This is a genomic window from Dorea phocaeensis, assembly GCF_900240315.1.
GTDB lineage: Bacteria > Bacillota > Clostridia > Lachnospirales > Lachnospiraceae > Dorea_B > Dorea_B phocaeensis.
Genome location: NZ_OEPZ01000003.1, coordinates 230,762 through 252,857, shown reverse-complemented (window position 1 = coordinate 252,857; position 22,096 = coordinate 230,762). Strand labels below are relative to the sequence as shown.

The window sequence follows — 22,096 nt, the reverse complement described above, 5'->3', positions numbered from 1 at the left end:
AGGAGCTAAAAAGGGTATGATTCATTCATATCCTTTTTCGTTGTATTGAAACTTGGGGAGGAATTGTGGTATGATAATGAAGATTATACTTACTAGTTAGATTTTCAAAAAGAATAGATAAGAAAAGGAAAGAACAATGAAGAGAAATTTAGTGATTGCCTTGATACTGTCACTGGGAATTTCTGGCTTATCGGGATTTGCGGTTCGAGCAGAAGAAAATGAAGTACCAGTAATGCAGCAGGAGGCGGAAAGTCCATTTACGGAGGTACAGCCTGAGAGCTTAGAGGTATCTGAGCAGGAAATTCAAGAAAGTGGAAGAGAAGGAGAAAAGACGGGACATTGGGTGCTGAATGCATCGGGATGGTGGTATGCGTATGAGAATGGAACCTGGCCGTCCGATGGAATGGTAACCATTGATGGAACGGATTATGCCTTTGATTCAGCCGGGTACATGGTTACAGGCTGGTATTTGAGTGCAGAAGGCTGGTATTATATGACTGGAAGCGGAGCGAAGGCAGTCGGATGGCAGAATATTGGCGGAGTTTGGTATTATTTGGATGGAGAGAATACAGAGCATCCTGGGCTGATGGTGGGAACAGGCTGGCATTCGATCCAGGGTCAATGGTATTACGTGACAGAAAGTGGAGCGATGGCAGCGGATTGGCTGCTTAGCTCGGAAGGCTGGTATTATCTTGGCAGAGACGGAGCTATGAAGACCGGGTGGCAGCTTGTCGGCGGAGTTTGGTATTATCTGAATGGAACAGAGGAAGAGCATCCGGGAGTAATGGCGTCTGACTGCAAAAAAGTGATCGGGAAGGATACGTATTTTTTTGCTGTGTCCGGAGCGATGCATACGGGCTGGGTTCTTAGACCAGAAGGCTGGTATTACCTTGGCGGAGACGGAGTTATGAAGACCGGGTGGCAGCTTGTCGGCGGGGCTTGGTATTATTTGGATGGAGAAAATTCGGAATATCCAGGTTTGATGACAGGGGCAGGATGGCATTTGATTCAAGGACAAAAGTACTATATGACTGGAAGCGGAGCGATGGCAACGGATTGGCTGCTTGGCTCGGAAGGCTGGTATTATCTTGGCGGAGATGGAGCTATGAAAACTGGCTGGCAGTGGATTGATAACCATTGGTATTATTTTTATACCGAAAATGATCCTCTCGGTGGAACAACAGGAGTTATGGCAGTTAACACAATGGTAGATGGCTGGACGATTACATCCAACGGAATTGCAGTCAATGGCTTGGAGGGGAAATTTGAAGAAATAAAGAAGTATGTTTATGTACCGTATCGTTACGGTGGGACAACTCCAAGTGGATGGGACTGCAGTGGATTTACACAATGGGCATTGCATTATATCGGAGGTATTACGATTCCAAGGACTACTTATCTTCAGGCAGCCGGCGGAGTGAATATTGATAAGAATAATAGAAACTTATGGAAGCCGGGAGATATATTGGTATATCAGTCAGGGTCAGGTTTCTCTCATGTGGCGTTGTATTTAGGAGATGGAATGTTGATGCATGCGTTAAATACAAAGTATGGAACCCTGATCCAGGGAGTGGACTATTATGAACAGTGGGATCGAGGGAATCATCTTGCACTGGTAAGAAGATACCTATAGTTTTTATGAGGATTTGATGAAAATGAAATAAGAAAAGGAGGGTATTATGAGGAAAAGAAAGATGATACAGAAAATGTGTGTCCTTGCACTAACCTTTGCAATGCTGACTGCATCGATCTCTTATGCAGAGGGGGAAACGTTCGATGAGAGAATAGAGCAGGAAGATGTTGAAGAGGTGCCGGGACAGGAGGAACAAGGAGAAATTCAGAAGCCGGAGCTGCCGGGAGACACCGGGACACCGGGATGGCTTTTGCAGGGGAAGGATTGGTATTACTATGATGTGTCTGGCGAAAAAGCTGTTGGCTGGAGAGTGATTAACGGAGCTTGGTACTATTTTGATGGAAGTAATACGCAGAAGCCGGGGGTTATGCTGGCAGATACGAAACGTCAGATTGAAGGGCAGACGTATTTCTTTGCAGCATCTGGAGCGATGCAGTCTGGATGGATTCTAAGACCGGAAGGCTGGTATTATACAAATGGAAGCGGAGCAATGCTGACGGGATGGCAGAGTATTGGCGGAGCCTGGTATTATATGGACGGAACGAATGAAACATATCCAGGACGTATGGCAGAGAATGAGAAGAAAATCATTGGCGATGCGACTTATTTCTTTGCTGTTGGCGGACTGATGCGTACCGGATGGGTTCAGGAGCCGGAAGGCTGGTATTATGCGGCAGAAAGTGGAAACCAGATTGCGGGCTGGGCACAGGTAGGTGGAGCTTGGTATTATCTGGATCCTGAGAATGAAGATTATCCGGGATTAATGCTTGCTGATGAGAAAAAGGTAATTGGAAATGCTACCTACTTCTTTGATGGAAGTGGAGCTATGCGGATGGATTGGATCTCTCAGCCAGAGGGCTGGTATTATGCAGATTCAATAAGCGCTGTAGGATGGAAATGGATTCGTGGAGCCTGGTACTATTTGGACGGTTTTGATACAGAATATCCGGGGAAAATGTTGGCAAACGAGCAGAAGGTTATTGGTGGAAGTACCTATTTCTTTGGAGACTCCGGAAAAATGTTAACAGGGTGGATCTTAAAACCAGAAGGTTGGTATTATGCATCCGCTGACGGAACGATGTTGACAGGCTGGGTGAAGGTAGGAAACTTTTGGTATTATCTGAATGGCTCAGATGAAGAGTACCCAGGAAGAATGGTACAGAATTGTAAATTAAAAATAGGAGATCAGGAGTATACCTTCATGGAAAATGGAGCTATGCGGGCAGGCTGGGTGAAGGATGAAGAGGAACATTGGTATTACTATCATCCGGAATCGGGACAGATGATGTCTGGCTGGCAGCGTGTTGGCGGAGCTTGGTATTATCTGGATCCGATGAACAATAATCAGATGATGGAAGGCGGCTGGCATGTCATTGGCGGAGCATGGTATTATATGCATGATAATGGCGTGATGGCAACAAGATGGCTGAATCTTGGCGGAGAATGGTATTTCCTGGCAGGCGATGGAGCGATGCGTACCGGATGGCAGTGGGTTGACAATAACTGGTATTATTTCTATACAGAAAATGATCCACATGGCGGCACTCATGGTATGATGGCGAGAAATACAACGATTGATGGATATCGTTTGCAAGGAAATGGCGTAATGCTTACAGCTGAACAGTCCGGTATGGCATTAAGAGCGCAGGCATACAGCAGTAACACGAATTATCTTCTTATGGTTGACAGAGCAGCATGCCGTGTGGGTGTGTTTACAGGGCATGCTGGAGCTTGGAATTTGAACTATTTCTGGAGTTGTTCTCCTGGAGCGCCGTCTACACCAACGGTTGGCGGTGTGTTCAAGGTACAGTCCAAGGGATATTACTTTGATTCGGGATCATCCAGATGTTACTGGTATACACAGTTCTATGGTAATTATTTGTTCCACAGTGTTCTTTATAATAAATATACAGGAGGACTGGCAGATGGAAGACTTGGAATGCATTTGTCTCACGGATGTGTCAGACTGGAGATCGGGAATGCGAAGTGGATCTATGATACCGTGCCGAGTGGTACGACGGTCGTAGTTTACTAAAGAATATATATACTAAAGGAAAGGGAGAAGCACATGAGGAAAAAGACATTAGTGCAGAAAATCTGTGCACTTGCATTGACTTTTGCGATGGTGACAGGGCCGGTTTCTTATGCGAGGGCAGAAGAGCCGTCCCCGCAGAATGTGAAGGAGACAGTGGTACCGGAAGCATCTGAAATGGATGGTGTGATACCGGAAGGCACAGAAGGATTAGGCGCTGCGGCGCCGACAGATGGTGGGGAACAGCCTGAGCAGGCGGGAACCCCAGCAGGTGGAGAACTGGCAGTGCAGCCAGAAAAAACGGAAGAAACACAGAAACCAGAAGAATTGGAAAAGCCGATGGCGCCGGGGCAGACGGGAACGCCGGGTTGGCTTTTACAGGGAAGTGACTGGTATTATTATGATGCATCTGGTGAAAAGGCAGCTGGCTGGAGAGTGATTGGCGGAGCATGGTACTACTTTGATGGTGAGAATGCTGAGAAGCCGGGAATTATGTTGGCAGATGGGAAATATCCGATTGGAGATCACAACTATTTCTTTGATGTATCAGGAAAGATGAAGTCTGGCTGGATTCTAAGACCTGAGGGCTGGTATTATACTGCTGGAAGCGGAGCTATGCTGACGGGCTGGCAGGTAATCGGAGGAAATTGGTACTATTTGGATGGTACCGATCCGGAATATCTGGGGCGTATGGCAGAGAATTGCAAAAAGGTGATTGGCGATTCCACTTATTTCTTTGCCCTTGGCGGAGCTATGCGGACTGGATGGATCAAACAGGAAGAAGGCTGGTATTATACAGATGCATCAGGCTCTGTTGGCTGGAAAAATATTGGCGGAGCATGGTACTATCTGGATAATGCAAATGCAGAATATCCAGGTTTGATGGCTGCTGATGGTAAAAAGGTAATTGGTAATCAGACGTACTTTTTTGGAGAAACCGGACGAATGCTGACTGGATGGGTATTAAGACCGGAAGGCTGGTATTATGCGAATGGCAGTGGAGCGCAGGTAAATGGTTGGATACAGGTAGGAGCAAACTGGTATTATTTGGATCCGGCGCATGAGGAATATCCTGGGTTGATGATTTCGGATTCTAAAAAAGTTCTGGGAAATGCAACTTATTTTTTTGATATCAGCGGAGTGATGAAGACTGGATGGATCAAACAGGAAGAAGGCTGGTATTATACAGATGCAACAGGCTCTGTTGGTTGGAAAAATATTGGCGGAGTATGGTACTATTTAGATGATGCCAATACGAAATACCCAGGATTGATGGTTGCGGATGATAAAAAGAATATTGGTGGTCACACCTACTTTTTCAGAGAATCGGGAGCAATGCTTGTAGGGTGGATAACAAGACCGGAAGGAAGGTATTATGCAGCATCTACAGGAGCTCTTTTGACTGGTTGGTTAAAGGATGGAGGCCTTTGGTATTATCTGGATGGATCGAATGCGGAACATCCTGGGCTGATGCTCCAAAATTGCGAAAAAGAAATCAATGGTCAAATGTATACGTTTACTGCAAATGGTTCCATGAGAGCAGGCTGGGTACAGGATGAAGAAGGTCATTGGTATTACTATCATCCGGATTCAGGACAGATTATGTCTGGCTGGCAGGCAATTGGTGGCGCATGGTATTATTTTGATCCAAAGAATCAGAATCAGATGCTGGCTGATGGCTGGCATGTAATTGGTGGAAATTGGTATTACATGCATGTGAATGGAGCAATGGCTACTAATTGGTTGAATCTTAATAACGAATGGTACTTTTTGGCTGGTGATGGAGCAATGCGTACCGGCTGGCAAGCAATTGGTGGAACCTGGTATTATTTCTATCAAGATGGAGATGGTTATGGAAAGCCTCATGGTATGATGGCAAAGAATACGTTTGTTGGCGGTTGGTATGTGCAGGGAAATGGCGCAATGCTGACAGCAGAACAATATAATATGTTCTTGAGAGCACAGACACAGAGCAGTACGACAGGATACCTGTTATTGGTGGATTGCTGGGCATGTAATGTAGGTGTGTTTACGGGAAGCACAGGAGATTGGAATTTACTCTATTTTTGGAAATGTTCACCGGGTGCACCGGGTACGCCAACGCCAAAAGGAGTATATCAGGTGTATACGAAAGGTCAATATTTTGATTCGGGATCTGCCAGATGTTATTGGTATACGGCATTCTATAGAGATTATTATTTCCACAGTGTTCTGTACAGCAAATATACAGGTGGATTGTCTGATGGACGATTAGGAATGCAATTGTCTCATGGATGTGTCAGACTGAATATCAATTGCGCAAAATGGCTTTATGATTATATTCCAATTGGTACGACAGTTTTAACTTATTAGGGGATAGTTGGATAGAAAAGGAAGGAATAGTTTTTGAGCTATTCCTTCCTTTTTTTTGGAAAATCATATATAATTAGACCGTATTGAGTAAAAAAGTGCTTAGAAGAGACGAATGAAAATAGAGGAAGAGGCCTGTAGAAGGCAAGGAGTCAGGAGTACAGAGGAGGAAAAATAAGATGAAGAGATATAGTGGAATAATATTAGCCGGAATGGTGATGACGGGAATATTAGCTCTTCCAGGCGAAGTTGCCGCGTCAGATCAGGAGACAAAGATACATTTTATATCACTGGCAAGTACGACAGATGCGGTCTTGCTTGAGAGTAATGGGCATTATGGACTGGTGGATTCCGGAGAAGACTGGGAGTACCCGGATGGAACGGATGCAAGATATCCTCTTCGGGAAGGAATTACCAGTGGAATCGGATATGAACAGCAGGTAATTCACTATTTAAAAAGTCAGGGAGTAGAGAAATTAGATTTTTATATTGCTACGCATTCTCACAGTGATCACATTGGTAGTGGGGATGAGATTTTGGATACATTTCCAACGGATCGGCTTTATATTAACCGTTATGATGACGCTTATATTTTGGAGGAAAATGGATCTCATTTATGGGATAACCAGTATGTATATGACGACATTATTGATGCGGCGAATCGAAACGGAGTCCAGATTATTACAGACCTGGATCAGGAAGAAAATGCGCAGTATCGTTCCTTTTTGTTGGGAGAAATGACGATTGATCTGATGAATCTGGAACGGCGTAAAGATGAAGGCGGAAATGTGCTTCCAGTTGCGGGTGAAAATGAGAATTGTATTGTTACTAAAGTTACTGCACGAGGGAAAACAGCTCTTTTAACGGCGGATCTGGATCCGACAGAGGGAGACACCAAAAAGATTGCAGACAAGTTGATTGAAGAATTGGGAGAGTTGGAAGAAAATCAGAATGAAAATCAAGGAATTGAGATTGAGTTAGAAGATAGTTATCCAAAAGAAAATTATGCAGAAAAAAGCAGTGTGGACCTGGATTTGCCAGAAACACGTGTGGTGCCGGACACAGACGGGGAACCGATATTTGATGAATCCAAGAAGAATATGGAAAAAACCATTAGCCTGGATTTGATGAAGATGAATCATCATTCTTTGGATTATAATAATACAACCTATTTTCTGACTTCTCTGAATCCCAAAGATGTGGTGGTAACGGGGTACAAATCATGGTTCAATGCCAGAGAAAGAGACTGTCTGCCGAAGGCAGAGGTGTATGCAACCGCAACGGATTCTGCGGCAGTAGTTGCAGAATTTATGGAATCCGGAATCGAGACAGATTATGTGAAATTATCTTCGGAATGGATGGAAATAGACGGAACGTGGTACTATTTTGATGAGAATGGGCGAACCTTTACTGATCAAGGAGCACATGAAATAGATGGTGTTCCGTATTGCTTTGACTATCGAGGAGCGCTTGAAACCCAGGAACGTTGGGCATGGGTTAACGGAAATTGGAAATGGTGGCTGCCAACCGGCGAGTATTATAGAGAAGCCTGGCTAAATCAAGGAGAAAAAAATTACTATTTGGATGAACAGGGAAATGCAGTGAAAGGCTGGCGGCAGATTGACGGGAACTGGTACTATTTTGATGAAAACTGTGCGCTGATGAAAGATACCTGGATTGGGAATGATTATGTGGATGAATCCGGTATCTGGATACAGGAAGCAGGAAAAGGTCAATGGATTTCATCTGGAAGCCGCTGGTGGTTTTGCCACCCGGATGGAAGCTATACCAAGTCTGATTGGGAAGTGATTGCTGGGAAGACGTATTATTTTGATGAGGCAGGCTGGATGGTAATCGGCTGGCAGTGGATTGACGGAAAGTGTTATTATTTTGAACCTGGCGGAACGATGGCGACAGATACCTGGATTGGCAATGATTATGTCGATGAATCAGGAGTGTGGGTGCCGGGTGCAATGAAAGATCAGTGGATCTTATCTGGAAATCGTTGGTGGTATCGTCATGCAGATGGAAGTTGCACGAAGTCTGATTGGGAAAGAATAGATGGGAACTGGTATTATTTTGATGAGGCAGGCTGGATAGTGACAGGCTGGCAGCAAATAGGATCAGAGTGGTACTATTTCAATGACAGTGGAGCAATGGTGACAAATTCATGGGTTGGCAATTATTATCTGAGTTCTACTGGAGTTATGGCGACAGACACCTGGATTGGCGTGTATTATGTGGACGAGTCTGGCGTATGGATTCCGGGGAAACCGAGAAATCAGTGGGTTTTATCCGGGAACCGCTGGTGGTATTGCCACGAGGATGGAAGTTACACGAAATCTGATTGGGAAAAGATTGACGGTAAAAAGTATTATTTTGATGAGGCAGGCTGGATGGTAACCGGCTGGCAGCTGATAGAGAAACATTGGTACTATTTTTATGATCAAGGAGAAATGGCGGCAAATACTTGGGTTGGCAATTATTACATGAAGTCTGATGGTAAGATGGCTGTGTCAGAATGGGTTCAGGATGGAAGATTTTATGTAGACGAAAATGGACTTTGGGTGCAGAAGTAGAGCCCGATTGACATTATCACTCATTTATTTTAAAATAGATAAGATAAAGTAAAAATCTTACACATTAAGAGGTTATGATGAAAAAGGTAAATGAGCGACCCAGTGAGCGGTCAATATATATATGGAATATCACAGGAAGTATTGCGAATGCATTACTTTCTGTTGTTGCGCTTATGATTGTGACGCGCATTTTGGATGACAGACAGGCAGATATTTTTAGTATAGCCTGGACAATCAGCCAGTTGATGGCAACGGTTGGGACATTCCAGATACGAATGTATCAGGCTACGGATGTTACAGGAGTATTTCGGTTTCGGCAATATTTGATTTATAGAATGATTACAATTGGAATAATGATGATCAGCAGTTACGCCTATGTAATGATTCGCGGATACAGTGGCGAGAAGGCAGTTGTGGTACTGTTGATGTGTATATTCCGGGCTGTGGATTCGTTAGCTGATGTTTATGAAGGATGGTTTCAGCAGAAAGAACGTTTGGATCTTTCGGGAAAAGCACTTACTTATCGAATTGTTGTGGCAGTTTTGGGGTTTGGAGTCGTATTGTTTACAACCAGAAACTTGATTTTGTCCGGAGCAGTTTTGGTTGTTGTATATGTGGTTTGTTTCTTTGTCTATGATATCAGATATCATTACGGTGTAGAGGCCTTTCGGGAGACTGCCAAAAAGGACAAGGCAGGTTTATCCTGGGTTGTGAAAATGACGATAGAAGGGTTCCCGCTGTTCATCAATGCATTTTTAATGATGTCTATTATGAATGCTCCCAAAATGGTGCTGGATGTTGCGATTGAGCAAGGAAGCCTTGCGCAGGGCTTGCAGACGGTATTTAACATTATATTTATGCCGGCGTCTTTTTTGAACTTGGCTTATATTGTATTCCGCCCGTTACTTACAAAGATGGCAATTGTGTGGAATATAGGAAAAGCGAAGGAATTTTTGAAAATATTGATGAAAATTATGATCAGCCTATTTGGAATTGGAATTTTGCTTCTGATCGGAAGTGCGTTGCTTGGAATTCCTATTCTTTCCATTGTATATGCAGTGGATTTGAAAGATTATAAAATGGAATTATTGATTATTATTGTGGGTGGATGTATGTATACATTTGCGGCGGTTTTAGATAATGCATTGGTTGTGATTCGAAAGCAATACATTTTGATTTTGGCATATGTATTTACATATATTTATATCAAATTTGCAGCAGAAATGATGACAGGGCGCTGGGGCATTTTAGGAGCGTCGTTATCGTATGCAAGTGCAATGGCGGTATTTTTGATTATTACAGCAGTGATGTTTGCATTTCATTTTTATAAAGCAAGTAAAAAGTTGAAGGTGTTAGGAGAAGAAGAAAGTGGCAAAGCGTTATAAAGAGGCAAGAGGGTATGACGATGCGGTTCTGGAGAAACTACATCGTGTTCAATTGGAAATTTTATCGGATTTCATTGGCGTATGCAAAAAATATAATTTAACATATTTTGTAGTATATGGTACAGCAATTGGGGCAGTACGTCACAGCGGATTTATTCCGTGGGATGACGATATTGATGTAGGAATGCTGCGGGAAGATTACAATAAGTTTTTTGAAGTTTTTCAGGACGAGCTGGGAGAAAAATATAATCTTCTGACACCAGAGATCGATGGAAGATATGCATGTACAGTTACCCATATTCAGAGAAAGGGGACGAAATTTGTATCTGAGGCATCCCAGGATTTGAAATGTGAACAGTGTATTTTTATGGATATTTTTCCATTTGATTATGTGGCGGCAGATCAGAAGGCAGCTGTCAGACAGGGAAGGAAAGCAAATATTTTAGGAAAGCTTTTGTTCCTTTCTGGAAGTGCTTATCCGCTGATTCCTTTTGGCGGATTCAAAGGGGAAATTGCTGCTTTAGGGTGTAAGCTCATCTATATTCTGTTAAAGCTTATTCGGATCACGCCGCAAAAGCTCTACAAGAGATTTGTAGAAGTGTCTACAGCTTACAATAACAGCGACGGTAGAAGTGAATACGTAACCTCTTTTGAATATGCAGGGTGTTTAAAGGATCGAATAAAGAAGAATGGATTATTTCCAATGAAAGAAGTACAATTTGAAAACTTGAGAGTGAATATTCCTGCAAACAACCATGAATTTTTGAGTAAAGTTTATGGTGATTACATGCAGATACCACCGGAAAATGAAAGGGTAAATCATATGCCGTTAATAATTCAGTTTGAAGGAGAGGATCCAATTTATGAAGGATAAGAAGAGATATTGTATCTTTGCAGCACAGTATTTTCCACATTTGGGAGGTGTTGAAAGATATACATTTAATTTATCAAAAAAGCTGATTGAAGATGGAAATGAAGTAGTGATTGTGACTTCAAATGTATATCGATTAGCAGAATATGAAAGGGTAGATGGCATTCCGGTGTACCGTGTGCCATGTTGGAATTTGCTGGATGGCAGATATCCGGTCTTAAAAATGAATAAAACATTTCGGAAAATCCACCGGATGTTGAAAAATCACAGATTTGATATGGTGATTGTGAATACAAGATTTTATCCTCATTCTCTGTATGGAATGATGCTGGCAAAACAAAAGAAGATCAAATGTATTACATTGGATCATGGAACGAGTCATCTTTCAGTGCATAATAAGTTTTGGGACACAATAGGTGCGGTGTTTGAACATTGTCTTACGAAGGTTGACGGTATCTTCTGTAAAGATTATTATGGTGTATCACAAGCTTGCAATGAATGGCTGTCACACTTTCATATCAAAGCCAAGGGGGTTTTATATAATTCTATTGATTTGGAGGAAGTGCAGGAATTGCAGAAAAAAAATACAATCTCTTATCGAGAAGAGTATCATGTCCCAGAGGATTCTACAGTAATTACTTTTACAGGAAGACTTTTAAAGGAAAAAGGTCTGCCGGAACTTTTGAATGTGATGGATAAGATCAACCAGAAGCGAAGCGATGTCTATCTTTTTATTGCTGGAGATGGTGATATGGAAGAGGAGATCAATCAAAGAAAGAATTCACATATTATTCCAGTGGGAAGAATTGATTTTGAACACATTGTTGCTTTGTTGTCTGAGTCAGATATTTTTTGTCTGCCTTCTTTTTCAGAGGGATTTTCCACATCGATTCTTGAGGCGGCAGCGTGTGGGTGCTATATTTTGACTACGGCGCGAGGTGGAGCAAGAGAACTGTTGATTAATGATGAATATGGATGCGTGATACCAAATAATAACGAAGAGATTCTTTTGGAAGCATTAGAACATGTTATCGAAGATAAAGCAAAACGGGAAAGAGGAATCGAGTTAACCTATAATAGGATAAAGGATCATTTCACTTGGGGCATTGTTGCAAACCAAGTGGAAAAAATATGCGAGGAGAATTAAAAGTGAAAAAACTAATTATTATACCAGCGTTTAATGAAGAGGAGAATATAGAAAAAACAGTTACTTCTATTGAGAAAGATGCAAAAGAGTTTGATTATGTAATCATTAATGATTGTTCTACGGACAGAACAAAACAGATCTGTGAACAGAAAGGGTATAATATTGTAAATCTGCCTATTAACCTTGGAATTGGTGGAGCAGTACAGACTGGATATAAGTATGCATATGTTAATGGATATGATGTTGCAGTTCAGGTTGATGGAGATGGACAGCATGATCCGGAGTTCTTGAATGAAATGGCAGAATATATTGAAAAAAACAAAGTGGATATGGTGATAGGATCCCGGTTTATTGAAAAGAAAGGGTTTCAATCATCAGCAGCCAGAAGAATGGGAATTAAGTTTTTTTCAACTTTAATCAAAGTGTTGACAGGAGCGGTTATTACAGATCCAACATCTGGACTTAGAATGGTGGGAAGAAATGTAATAGAGATATTCGCAAAAGATTACCCTAGAGATTATCCGGAGCCGGAAAGTGTTGTGGCGGTATTGAGGAAGAAGTTGATTGTGAAAGAAATACCGGTTATTATGCATGAAAGGGAAGGCGGCGTGTCTTCCATTTCTCCGAAGAAGTCAATTTACTATATGATTAAAGTAACGTTGGCCATGTTGATAGAAAGAATTAGAAAATATTAGGAGGAAGAGTTGATGAACATAAGAATTCAGATAATAGTTGGGATTATCGTTCTGCTGGCATTAGGCGTAATTATTAATATGATTCGGCAGAAGAAATTAGAACTTCGATATGCTCTTTCATGGTTGGGAGTTGGTGTGGCGATTCTGATTTTAGATTGTTTTCCGCAGTTGATTACATGGCTGTCTAGAAAAGTGGGAATTGCAAGCCCGGTTAATATGTTGTTTTTCTTTGGATTTTGTTTTTCTTTGATGATTATTTTTGTTTTAACAGTAGCAATTTCCAGAATGTCTATTCGGATTAAGGAGTTGACGCAGGAGTTGGCATTGTTCGAAAAACGTATTAGAGAAGAGAAAGAATGTTAAAAAGAGTAAATATTTTGCAGGGAAGAAGGTAGTGAAGTGGGTGGAAAATCTAAACGAAAGTTTGACATAAAGTTTTTTCAGTTTCTTAAAAATAATAAAATTGTAATAGCAGGAAGTCTATTATGGTTGTTGTTTTCGATGTCCATGCTGGTGGCCTATAAAAATGAATGGCAGGTTGCAATGGTTCAGCCGCAAGTTGTTTATACAGAAGGAAAGACAAGCGAATTAACAGGGACAGAAGGCGTTCTGCTAGAGGATGGAAAAAATGTATCTCAGAAAATACGTGTGAAAAGTACTGAGATGCAGGGGATTTCTCTGTATTTAGATACGACTGCCGTGGAGCATGAAGAACTGTTAAAGGTTGAATTGCAAAAAGGAGAAAATGGAGATAAAATTCACGCGTGGACGTATGATTTGAATCAGGAAAACAGGAGCGGATTTTTTGACTTTGGACTGGAAAAGCCAATGAAGGTTGAAGAAGGGGAAGAATTAATCATTAATTTTTCTGTCGAATCTGAAGGCGAAGTGCAAAGCCGATTTATCAAAGTTGAAAAGGATTCTGATACGGAAACAGCCCTTGCAGTGGATGGAACCCAAGAGGACGAAATTGTTCCATATCGGGTTACAAATGGGAACTATGCGAATCTAAAATTTTTCGCTTTTGCCTTTTATATTGGCGGAAGTCTTGCGATTTTGGGTATTTGCGTACTTCTGGTTAAAAAGAAACCGTTGGAGTGGATGTTTGTTGGATGTGCACTCGTATTGGGAATCTTGTACTTGTTTGTAATTCCTCCGTTTGTTGTTCCCGATGAACCTGCGCACTTTGTGACGGTTTATGAAGAGAGCAGTCAGATTTTAGGAGAGCCTACCAGTGATGCTGAAGATAACATATTGGTAGAAAAAGAGGCCTGGGGAAATAGGACGACGGTTAGCAGAGAAGCATATATGCATTTTATGCAGGGAACATTGGGAAAGATTGATAGTTCAGATGAAATGGTAAGTACTAGAACATCTTTATCTAAGCTTCATCCGGGATATATACCACAGGTACTGGGAGTTACCTTGGCGCGTATGCTGGATATGAACGGAGCGCAGCTTGTGCTGCTGGGAAGAGTATTCGCTTTGCTTTGGTACTGTTTTATCATGTTTTGGGCATTGCGGTTTATTCCAATTGGAAAGGTGACTCTATTTATTATTGGTATATTCCCAATGACGATGCAGCAGGTTGTCTCTTACAATTATGATTCTGTATTATTTGGCATTTGCTTTTTCCTGTTTGCATATCTGTTTAGATTGATTTATAAAGACGAAAAAATTAAATGGACCAATATTTTAATCATTGCATGTATTGTAGTGGCGATTGCATCCATTAAATTTGTGTATTTACCAATTTTAATATTGGCGTTATTTATCCCTTGTGCAAAATTTGGAGGAAAAAAGAAAAAGACTATGGTAGCATGCGGTACGATTTTGCTTGGCGGGGTCGTAAGTATGGCGGTGAAGTTGTCTGCCGTTCAGGGTGCCTTGTCAAGTGGAAGTGCGCCTGGGGGAACAAAAGTATCTTTGGATTATTGTCTTAATAATTTGGGGGCTGTGATTCAGATTTTTTATCGGACTTTAGAAAGAAGAGTGTCTGAATATTTCTCTCAGATGATTGCATCTCCATTGGGATGGCTTGAAATTGGAGTGCCAAGTATCATTATAATCGCGTTAACTGTAATACTTTTGTTGAGTCTGATTCAGAGAAAAGAAGAGAATTATACAGTATCTGCAGGGATGCGCTGGACTTCGATTATTACTTTTGCTGGAGTTTCCGCAGTGATTATCATGGTGCTGTTTTTGGATCATACAAGCGTGCATGATACCTTAATTCAAGGTGTGCAGGGAAGGTATTTCTTGCCGATCCTGCCGATGATTATTGTCATGCTGCAAAATAATAATATTACGATCAAGAAAAGAATTGATCACTATTTGATACTATTTTCGGTTTATTTGAATTGTATGACACTTTACTTTGTAACGTTGGTCGGAATCGGACGATAATAATAAGAGTTTCGAGGTGTGAATATGGGAAAAGAAATGAATCATTCAGAAAAGGGAAAAATGTTTTTAAAGCATTGCAGAAAACATCCCAAGGACGTACTGCGCTTAAGTAAAGCGGCGGTTTTATATGGAACCACCGGTGTAAAGGCGCGTGCAGGCGAATTGGCAAGGAAAGAATGGGAAAAGCAGGAGAAATGGGCGAATAGAGATAAGATCGATATTCAGGGAGATAAGATTCTCTTCTCCGTTGTGATGCCGGTATATAATGTAGATATAAAGTGGCTGGATAAAGCGTTGCAGTCCGTAATGGATCAGACATACCCTTATTGGGAAGTGTGTATTGCAGATGATGCATCTACAGATGGATCCGTTCGGGAGTATCTAAGTACAATTAAGGATTCCAGAATCAAAGTTCACTTCTCCGAGGAGAATCAAGGGATCTCCGGAGCGTCTAATCAGGCTGCGAAGATGGCAGAAGGGGACTATATTATCCTGATGGATAATGACGATGAAATTGCCAAGAATGCATTGATGACATTATATAAAAAGCTGAAAAAGACAAAGGCGGATGTCATTTACAGTGATATGGATATGATTGACGCGGAGGGGGTTCATTCTTCACCGTTATATAAACCAGACTGGTCGCCGGAACTGATGCTCTCTCAGATGTATCTGGGACACTTGATTGCATTTAAAAGAGGATTATTTGAACAATGTGGTGGATTTAACAGTGAGTATGACGGCGCGCAGGATTATGATTTGCTCCTTCGGATGTCTGAATTGACGAATCATATAGTCCATGTGCCGGAAGTGTTATATTCGTGGAGAATGCTGCCGACTTCGACCGCAGCAAATGCAGATGCCAAGCCGTATGCACAGATAGCTGGAAAGCGTGCGATACAGGCGCATCTGGATCGAGTGCTTGGAGATGGCAAGGCAGAAGTATATGAGACAGAAAATCTGTTTGTCTATGACGTGAGATATTCCTTAGACCAGATGCCGTTGGCTTCTATTATTATTCCAACGAAGGATCATGTGGATGACCTGGCAGTTGCACTGGACAGTGTGTTTGAAAAAACGACCTATCCAAATTATGAGATTATTATTTTAGACAATAATTCTGAACAAGAGGAGACCAGACAGTTTTTCAAAGAAATTCAGCAGGAGAAGATCAATGTCAAAGTGGTGGAAGCCTACTATGAATTCAATTGGTCGAAGCTGAATAACCACGGAATGCGCGAAGCAAATGGAGACGTATTTGTATTTTTAAATAATGATGTGAAGGTAATAGAGCCAAGCTGGCTGGATCGTCTTGTGGAACAGGCCATGCAGCCAAATGCTGGAGTTGTCGGAGGACAGCTTTTATATGAAGATGGAACGATTCAGCATGCAGGTGTAGTGATTGGAATGGGAGGCTGGGCAGATCATGTCTTTAAGGGCATGCAGCCAATTCATCAGGGAACGCCTTTTGTTTCTCCAATGGTAACACGTAATGTCACTGCATGTACGGGCGCATGTATGGCAATTTCCAAGGAAGTGATAGACAAGATCGGCGGCTTTGAAGAAAGATTTATTATCTGTGGAAGTGATGTGGAGATTTGTATCCGGGCTATTCAAGAAGGATATCGCAATGTGTATATTCCGCAGGTACAGCTGTATCACTATGAGTCTAAGAGCCGTGATTCTTATATTCCAGAGATTGATTTTGAATTGTCAGATATTATGTATATGGGATACCGCAAAGGTGGAGATCCGTATTATAATAAAAATTTGGATATCAATAGCTGCGTTCCAGTTGTAAAAAAAGTGCAGGAGATTCCGAAGGCAGACGCAAAGCGCATCAGCATAGAGACGATTCGAGAGCTGCATTTTAGAGAGGAAACCAGAGAAAAATATCGATTGAATCTTGTTTTGCCGTCTTTGAATACAGAACATGTCTTTGGTGGAATTGCGACGGCATTGAAATGCTTTGAAGCAATTGGGGAATGTTTAGATTGCGATACCAGAGTGATCTTGATTGATGCTCAGATGGATGAAGAAGCAATTGCCAAATATGGAAAGCAGTATCAGATCGTCGATGCGAAGGAGAATAGCAGTGCGAAACATCAGATTGTTTCCATGGTGGACAGAAAGTACCAGACACTGCCGGTCTCTGAAAAAGATCAGTTTATGTTTACCTCCTGGTGGTCGGCATATGTGATTCAAAATGAATATTATGAGTGGGTACAAAGAGGACATAAGAATCCCAATCCATTCTTATATTTGATTCAAGACTATGAGCCTGGATTCTATGCATGGTCATCAGGATATCTTTTGGCGGAGTCTACTTACAAGTGTGAATTCCCACAGATTGCTATATTTAATTCTCACGAGTTGGAAGAATACGTTATGGCAAAGGGGTATCATTTCCTTAAAACTTACTGTTTCGATCCAGTGTTAAACCGTGTATTGGGTGAAGAGGTACAAAAGTTGGATCAGACAGTATTTAAGCGGAAACAGATTCTGGTATATGGAAGACCTTCTGTGGAGAGAAATGCTTTCAAAGTATTGGTTGAGTCGCTGAAAAAATGGGTATCTATGCAGGAAGATGCAAGTAGCTGGACCATATTATCTGCGGGTGAGATGCATCCGCCGGTTTATCTTGGAGAAGGAATGTATTTGGAGTCCGTTGGAAAACTGACCATTGAAGAATACGCCAAAGTATTAAGAGAAAGTTATGCCGGTGTGTCATTAATGGTTTCACCGCATCCAAGTTATCCGCCGCTTGAAATGTCCGTTTTTGATGTGAAGGTGGTTACGAATGGATACCGGAATAAAGATATTTCTTCGTTTAATGAAAACATTGTTTCTGTTGACAATGTAAGTCCGATGAAGATTGCGCAAGAATTAAAGGAGATATGTAACAATTATCATACGCTTGTGCCGCATAAATCGGTAAATAAAGAATATGTAAATGGAATTGATCCGTTTCCGTTTATTGAAGAATTGAAGAAAGACATTTTAAACGATATAATATAAGGAGGCCTATAGTGTCAACGTATATAAAAAATTTCTTGAAATTCAGACCATTATTAAATGAGTTGGTGGCAAGGGATATTAAAATTAAATATAGAAGATCCGTATTAGGAGTTCTTTGGACTTTACTGAATCCACTGTTGATGATGGTTGTTTTGTCGGTTGTATTTTCAAATCTGTTTAAGTTCGATGTTGAGAACTTTCCGATTTACTTATTGAGCGGACAGGTTATGTTTACCTTTTATTCTGATTCAACAACGAGTGCTATGTCCTCTATTTTGGGCAGTGCATCTCTGATCAAAAAGGTATATGTTCCTAAGTATTTGTTTGTGTTGTCCAGAGTGTGCTCAAGCGTCATCAACTTACTAGCCTCTTTTTCAGCATTGATTTTAGTGATGCTTGCAATGAGAACGGAATTACATTATACAATTTTCCTGGCATTTATACCGATTTTGCTGCTGGTAATATTTTCACTTGGAGTAGGTCTTTTATTGTCTGCCATCACAGTGAAGTTCCGGGATATTATGCATTTGTATTCTGTGTTTGTAACAGCACTTATGTACTTGACTCCAGTTATTTATCCAATGTCTATTTTACCGGATTGGATGGTGGCTGTAGTAAGTGCGAATCCATTAACCAATTATCTGACAATGTTCAGAGATGTTATGTTGAATAATACTGTTTTCGGGATGGGAAGCCTGGTTATAGGTATTATTGAAGCCGTAGGTGCGCTGGCAATAGGATTATATGTATTCTATAAGAGTCAGGATAGCTTTATTCTTAATTTATAGGAGATATTATGGAAAGACGGGAAGTTATAAAAGTAGATCATGTATCGATGAAATTTAATCTTTCTTCCGAAAAGTTTGATAGTTTTAAAGAATATGTGATCAAAAGTATAAAAGGACAGGTATCAGTAGAAGCTTTTTGGGCATTAAAAGATGTATCATTTCAAGTGTATAAAGGGGATTCCGTGGGCTTGATTGGATTAAACGGCAGTGGAAAGAGTACCATGTTAAAAACCATTGCGGGCGTTTTAAAGCCTACCAAAGGGACTGTGACTGTCAGTGGAAGCGTGGCTCCGCTCATAGAGTTAGGGGCAGGGTTTGATATGGATCTGACGGCGAGAGAAAATGTCTTTTTGAATGGAGCTCTCCTTGGATATACCAGAGAAGAAATGACACGTCATTATGACGATATCGTAAAATTTTCGGAACTAGAGAACTTTATGAATGTTCCGGTTAAAAACTTTTCTTCCGGTATGGTATCAAGACTGGCTTTTGCGATTGCGACGATTGGAGTCCCGGATATTCTGATTGTAGATGAAGTCCTTTCGGTAGGCGATTTCCGATTTCAGGAGAAGTGTGAGAAACGTATTCAGGCAATGATGAAGGAAGGAACTACAATATTATTCGTATCCCACAGTATTGATCAGGTACAAAAAATCTGTAATAAGATTGTTTGGCTGGATCATGGAGTTGTGAAACGTTTCGGGGATGCTGAAGAGATTTGTAATGAATATAGAGGATCATAAGGAGTGGCGTCGTGAACAGAAAAGTAAAATATGGTATAGGAATTATAGTGGTAGTGATCTTTTGTCTCATCTATTCAAACGTGGATAAAATGTCTGATATGTATGAGAATGAACTGGATAATAGTCAGTATATTACAGTTCAGGCAGATGAGGATCATGCTATTAAGCAGGAGTTTCATGCGGCAGAAGAAAAATTGAGTGGTATTGCGTTAAAGGTTATGCTTCAGAATGCTCCAACAAAGGGAGAATTGGTATATTCACTGAAGAATGATCAGGGAAAAGAGTTGACACAAGGATCTCTCGATGTGAATGAAATTAAAAGTGGACGTGTTTGTAAAATCCGCTTTGAAAAAGAAGTACAGGTAGCAGAGGGAGAAAAGCTGTCATTAAATCTTACGACTTCCAAAGTAGAGGAAGGAAAGGCAATCTGTCTGTATTATGAACCAATGCAGAAGAACGGAACGGATTTAGTGATTAGTGATGAACCGGTAGAGGGAAGCCTGATTTTAAGAACGTTTACACACCGATTCGACGTGGAAACATGTGTTGTGGTACTGGGCTTTGTCATTTACATTGGTGTATTTATGAAAGTGTTGTATAAATTGTTTTCATAGGAGTAGGTATGTTTAATAAGATCAGAAAAAAATTACATCGTATGAAAGAATATTATCGCGAAAATGGTATGGGGAGATTTCTCCGCCATACCATTGCGAAATTATTTGGAATGGAAGAAGCTAGTTATAAACGATGGAGAAAAAAGAATCAATTAAGTGCAGCAGAGTTAGAACGGCAAAAGAAGGATGAATTACTTCTTAAGCCGTTATTTAGTATAGTGATTCCGTTGTATTGTACGCCGATTGATTATTTAAAAGAGTTGGTTGAATCAATAAAAGGGCAGACTTATGAGAACTGGGAACTTTGTCTTGCTGATGGAAGCGGGAAGGGAAAGATGGACGAAGCTTCTTTGAAAATGATTGTAGAGCAGGACGAACGAATTAAACTAATTTCTTCTGAGACACCGCTTCAGATATCTGAAAATACGAATCAAGCTTTGGAAATGGTTTCTGGAGATTATATTGTTTTTGCAGACCATGATGATTTATTGGCACCCAATGCGCTATATGAGTGTGCAAAAACAATAAATGAAAACCCGGAAATAGAGATTTTGTATTCGGATGAAGATAAGGTGACAATGGATGGAAAAACATTTTTCCAGCCGCATTTCAAATCAGATTTTAACATCGATTTGCTTCGCAGTATGAATTATATTTGCCATTTATTTGTCGTAAAAAGAACCATTCAAGAACAGGTGGGAATGCTGCGTTCAGAATATAATGGCGCGCAGGACTATGATTTTGTTTTAAGATGTATAGAAGTAAGCCGTCATATTACACACATTCCAAAGATTTTATACCATTGGCGTGCACACAAAGATTCCACAGCGGAAAATCCAGAGAGTAAGCTGTATGCATACGAAGCCGGAAAACGTGCGGTGCAGGCACATCTCGAGCGCTGTCATATATCTGCAACGGCAGAAATGGGAGAATATCTGGGGATGTATCGGGTGAAATATCATCTGACAGAAGAGCCGCGAGTGTCTGTTTTGATTCCTAATAAAGACCATGTGGAAGATCTGAAGCGATGTGTCAAATCTCTGTATGAGATCTCAACCTACAAAAATATTGAAGTGATTATCATTGAAAACGGCAGTGAAGAAGCCACGTTCAAAGCATATCAGGAACTTCAGGAGAAATATTCTTCCATAAAGGTTGTAACCTGGGATGCGGCAAAAGAATTTAACTATTCTGCACTGAACAATTATGGAGCAAAGTTTGCAGAAGGCGAATATCTTCTCTTTTTGAATAATGATACGGAAATCATTCAGCCAGACAGTATTCGGGAGATGGTCAGCTATGCAGTTCGCGAGGATGTTGGAGCTGTTGGTGCAAGATTGTACTATGAGGATGGAACGATTCAGCATGCAGGAGTTATCGTTGGGCTTGGCGGCATTGCAGGTCATGCATTCTGCGGCGCAGGACACAATGATAATGGATATTTTTCCAGAATCTTATGTGCACAGGATTACAGCGCGGTTACGGCTGCGTGTATGATGATGCCGAAAAAACTTTTTGATGATCTGGGGGGATTTGACGAAGGACTAAAGGTGGCGTTTAATGATATTGATCTTTGCATGAGAATCCGAAAAGCTGAACAATTAATCGTGTATACTCCATTTGCAGAGCTGTACCATTATGAATCAAAATCCAGAGGATTGGAAGATACAAAGGAAAAAGTAGAAAGATTTAATGGGGAAGTCAGATACTTTGCAGAGAAGTGGAAAGTGGAGTTGGAGAAAGGTGATCCATACTATAATCCAAATCTTACTTTGGAGAAGCATGATTTTTCATTAAAGATTGTATAAGAATCAAAAGGGATCAGAGAGAATTAAA

Annotated in this window: 15 protein-coding genes; all 15 read left to right on the top strand. The window is 41.0% G+C overall.

Annotated features, from left to right (window positions below; genetic code table 11):
* The first annotated feature begins 136 nt into the window (after positions 1-136).
* Complete coding sequence (locus C0979_RS08230; protein ID WP_101695505.1) at positions 137-1,633, top strand: NlpC/P60 family protein; 1,497 nt, start codon at positions 137-139, stop codon at positions 1,631-1,633.
* A gap of 46 nt (positions 1,634-1,679) precedes the next feature.
* On the top strand, positions 1,680-3,668 hold the full coding sequence (locus C0979_RS08225) for a L,D-transpeptidase family protein (RefSeq protein WP_101695504.1): 1,989 nt from the start codon (positions 1,680-1,682) through the stop codon (positions 3,666-3,668).
* Positions 3,669-3,701: 33 nt separating this feature from the next.
* Entirely contained in the window at positions 3,702-6,017 is a 2,316-nt protein-coding gene (locus C0979_RS08220) for a L,D-transpeptidase family protein (protein ID WP_101695503.1), read from the top strand.
* 176 nt (positions 6,018-6,193) lie between these two features.
* Positions 6,194-8,593 carry an MBL fold metallo-hydrolase gene (locus C0979_RS08215; protein WP_101695502.1) on the top strand — a complete coding sequence of 800 codons (2,400 nt, stop codon included), beginning with the start codon at positions 6,194-6,196 and terminating at the stop codon, positions 8,591-8,593.
* Between the two features lie 77 nt (positions 8,594-8,670).
* Complete coding sequence (locus C0979_RS08210; protein WP_200816252.1) at positions 8,671-9,978, top strand: lipopolysaccharide biosynthesis protein; 1,308 nt, start codon at positions 8,671-8,673, stop codon at positions 9,976-9,978.
* The gene (locus tag C0979_RS08205) at positions 9,962-10,852 is read left to right on the top strand and encodes a LicD family protein (protein WP_101695501.1); all 891 of its coding nucleotides are present in this window, start codon (positions 9,962-9,964) and stop codon (positions 10,850-10,852) included. Before C0979_RS08210 ends, C0979_RS08205 begins: the two co-directional genes overlap by 17 nt.
* A complete protein-coding gene (locus C0979_RS08200; protein ID WP_101695500.1) occupies positions 10,842-11,996 on the top strand; it encodes a glycosyltransferase family 4 protein in 1,155 nt (384 codons plus the stop codon). The genes C0979_RS08205 and C0979_RS08200 overlap by 11 nt, the downstream gene beginning before the upstream one ends.
* Positions 11,997-11,998: 2 nt before the next feature.
* Entirely contained in the window at positions 11,999-12,691 is a 693-nt protein-coding gene (locus tag C0979_RS08195; protein WP_101695499.1) for a glycosyltransferase family 2 protein, read from the top strand.
* 12 nt (positions 12,692-12,703) lie between these two features.
* The gene (locus C0979_RS08190) at positions 12,704-13,054 is read left to right on the top strand and encodes a DUF2304 domain-containing protein (RefSeq protein WP_101695498.1); all 351 of its coding nucleotides are present in this window, start codon (positions 12,704-12,706) and stop codon (positions 13,052-13,054) included.
* Between the two features lie 126 nt (positions 13,055-13,180).
* Entirely contained in the window at positions 13,181-15,097 is a 1,917-nt protein-coding gene (locus C0979_RS08185; protein WP_145995110.1) for a DUF2142 domain-containing protein, read from the top strand.
* A gap of 24 nt (positions 15,098-15,121) precedes the next feature.
* A complete protein-coding gene (locus C0979_RS08180) occupies positions 15,122-18,115 on the top strand; it encodes a glycosyltransferase family 2 protein (protein WP_242962674.1) in 2,994 nt (997 codons plus the stop codon).
* Between the two features lie 11 nt (positions 18,116-18,126).
* Entirely contained in the window at positions 18,127-18,903 is a 777-nt protein-coding gene (locus C0979_RS08175) for an ABC transporter permease (RefSeq protein WP_101695496.1), read from the top strand.
* 8 nt (positions 18,904-18,911) lie between these two features.
* Positions 18,912-19,646 (top strand): ABC transporter ATP-binding protein, encoded by a 735-nt coding sequence (locus tag C0979_RS08170; RefSeq protein WP_101695495.1) that lies wholly within the window; start codon positions 18,912-18,914, stop codon positions 19,644-19,646.
* Between the two features lie 11 nt (positions 19,647-19,657).
* Complete coding sequence (locus C0979_RS08165) at positions 19,658-20,260, top strand: hypothetical protein (RefSeq protein WP_101695494.1); 603 nt, start codon at positions 19,658-19,660, stop codon at positions 20,258-20,260.
* 8 nt (positions 20,261-20,268) lie between these two features.
* Positions 20,269-22,068 (top strand): glycosyltransferase family 2 protein, encoded by a 1,800-nt coding sequence (locus tag C0979_RS08160; protein ID WP_101695493.1) that lies wholly within the window; start codon positions 20,269-20,271, stop codon positions 22,066-22,068.
* The last annotated feature ends 28 nt before the right edge of the window (positions 22,069-22,096 follow it).

Coding starts and splice junctions, on each gene's coding strand:
- C0979_RS08230 (WP_101695505.1), top strand. CDS start 137: ATGAAGAGAAATTTAGTGATTGCCTTGATACTGTCACTGGGAATTTCT.
- C0979_RS08225 (WP_101695504.1), top strand. CDS start 1,680: ATGAGGAAAAGAAAGATGATACAGAAAATGTGTGTCCTTGCACTAACC.
- C0979_RS08220 (WP_101695503.1), top strand. CDS start 3,702: ATGAGGAAAAAGACATTAGTGCAGAAAATCTGTGCACTTGCATTGACT.
- C0979_RS08215 (WP_101695502.1), top strand. CDS start 6,194: ATGAAGAGATATAGTGGAATAATATTAGCCGGAATGGTGATGACGGGA.
- C0979_RS08210 (WP_200816252.1), top strand. CDS start 8,671: ATGAAAAAGGTAAATGAGCGACCCAGTGAGCGGTCAATATATATATGG.
- C0979_RS08200 (WP_101695500.1), top strand. CDS start 10,842: ATGAAGGATAAGAAGAGATATTGTATCTTTGCAGCACAGTATTTTCCA.
- C0979_RS08190 (WP_101695498.1), top strand. CDS start 12,704: ATGAACATAAGAATTCAGATAATAGTTGGGATTATCGTTCTGCTGGCA.
- C0979_RS08180 (WP_242962674.1), top strand. CDS start 15,122: ATGGGAAAAGAAATGAATCATTCAGAAAAGGGAAAAATGTTTTTAAAG.
- C0979_RS08170 (WP_101695495.1), top strand. CDS start 18,912: ATGGAAAGACGGGAAGTTATAAAAGTAGATCATGTATCGATGAAATTT.
- C0979_RS08160 (WP_101695493.1), top strand. CDS start 20,269: ATGTTTAATAAGATCAGAAAAAAATTACATCGTATGAAAGAATATTAT.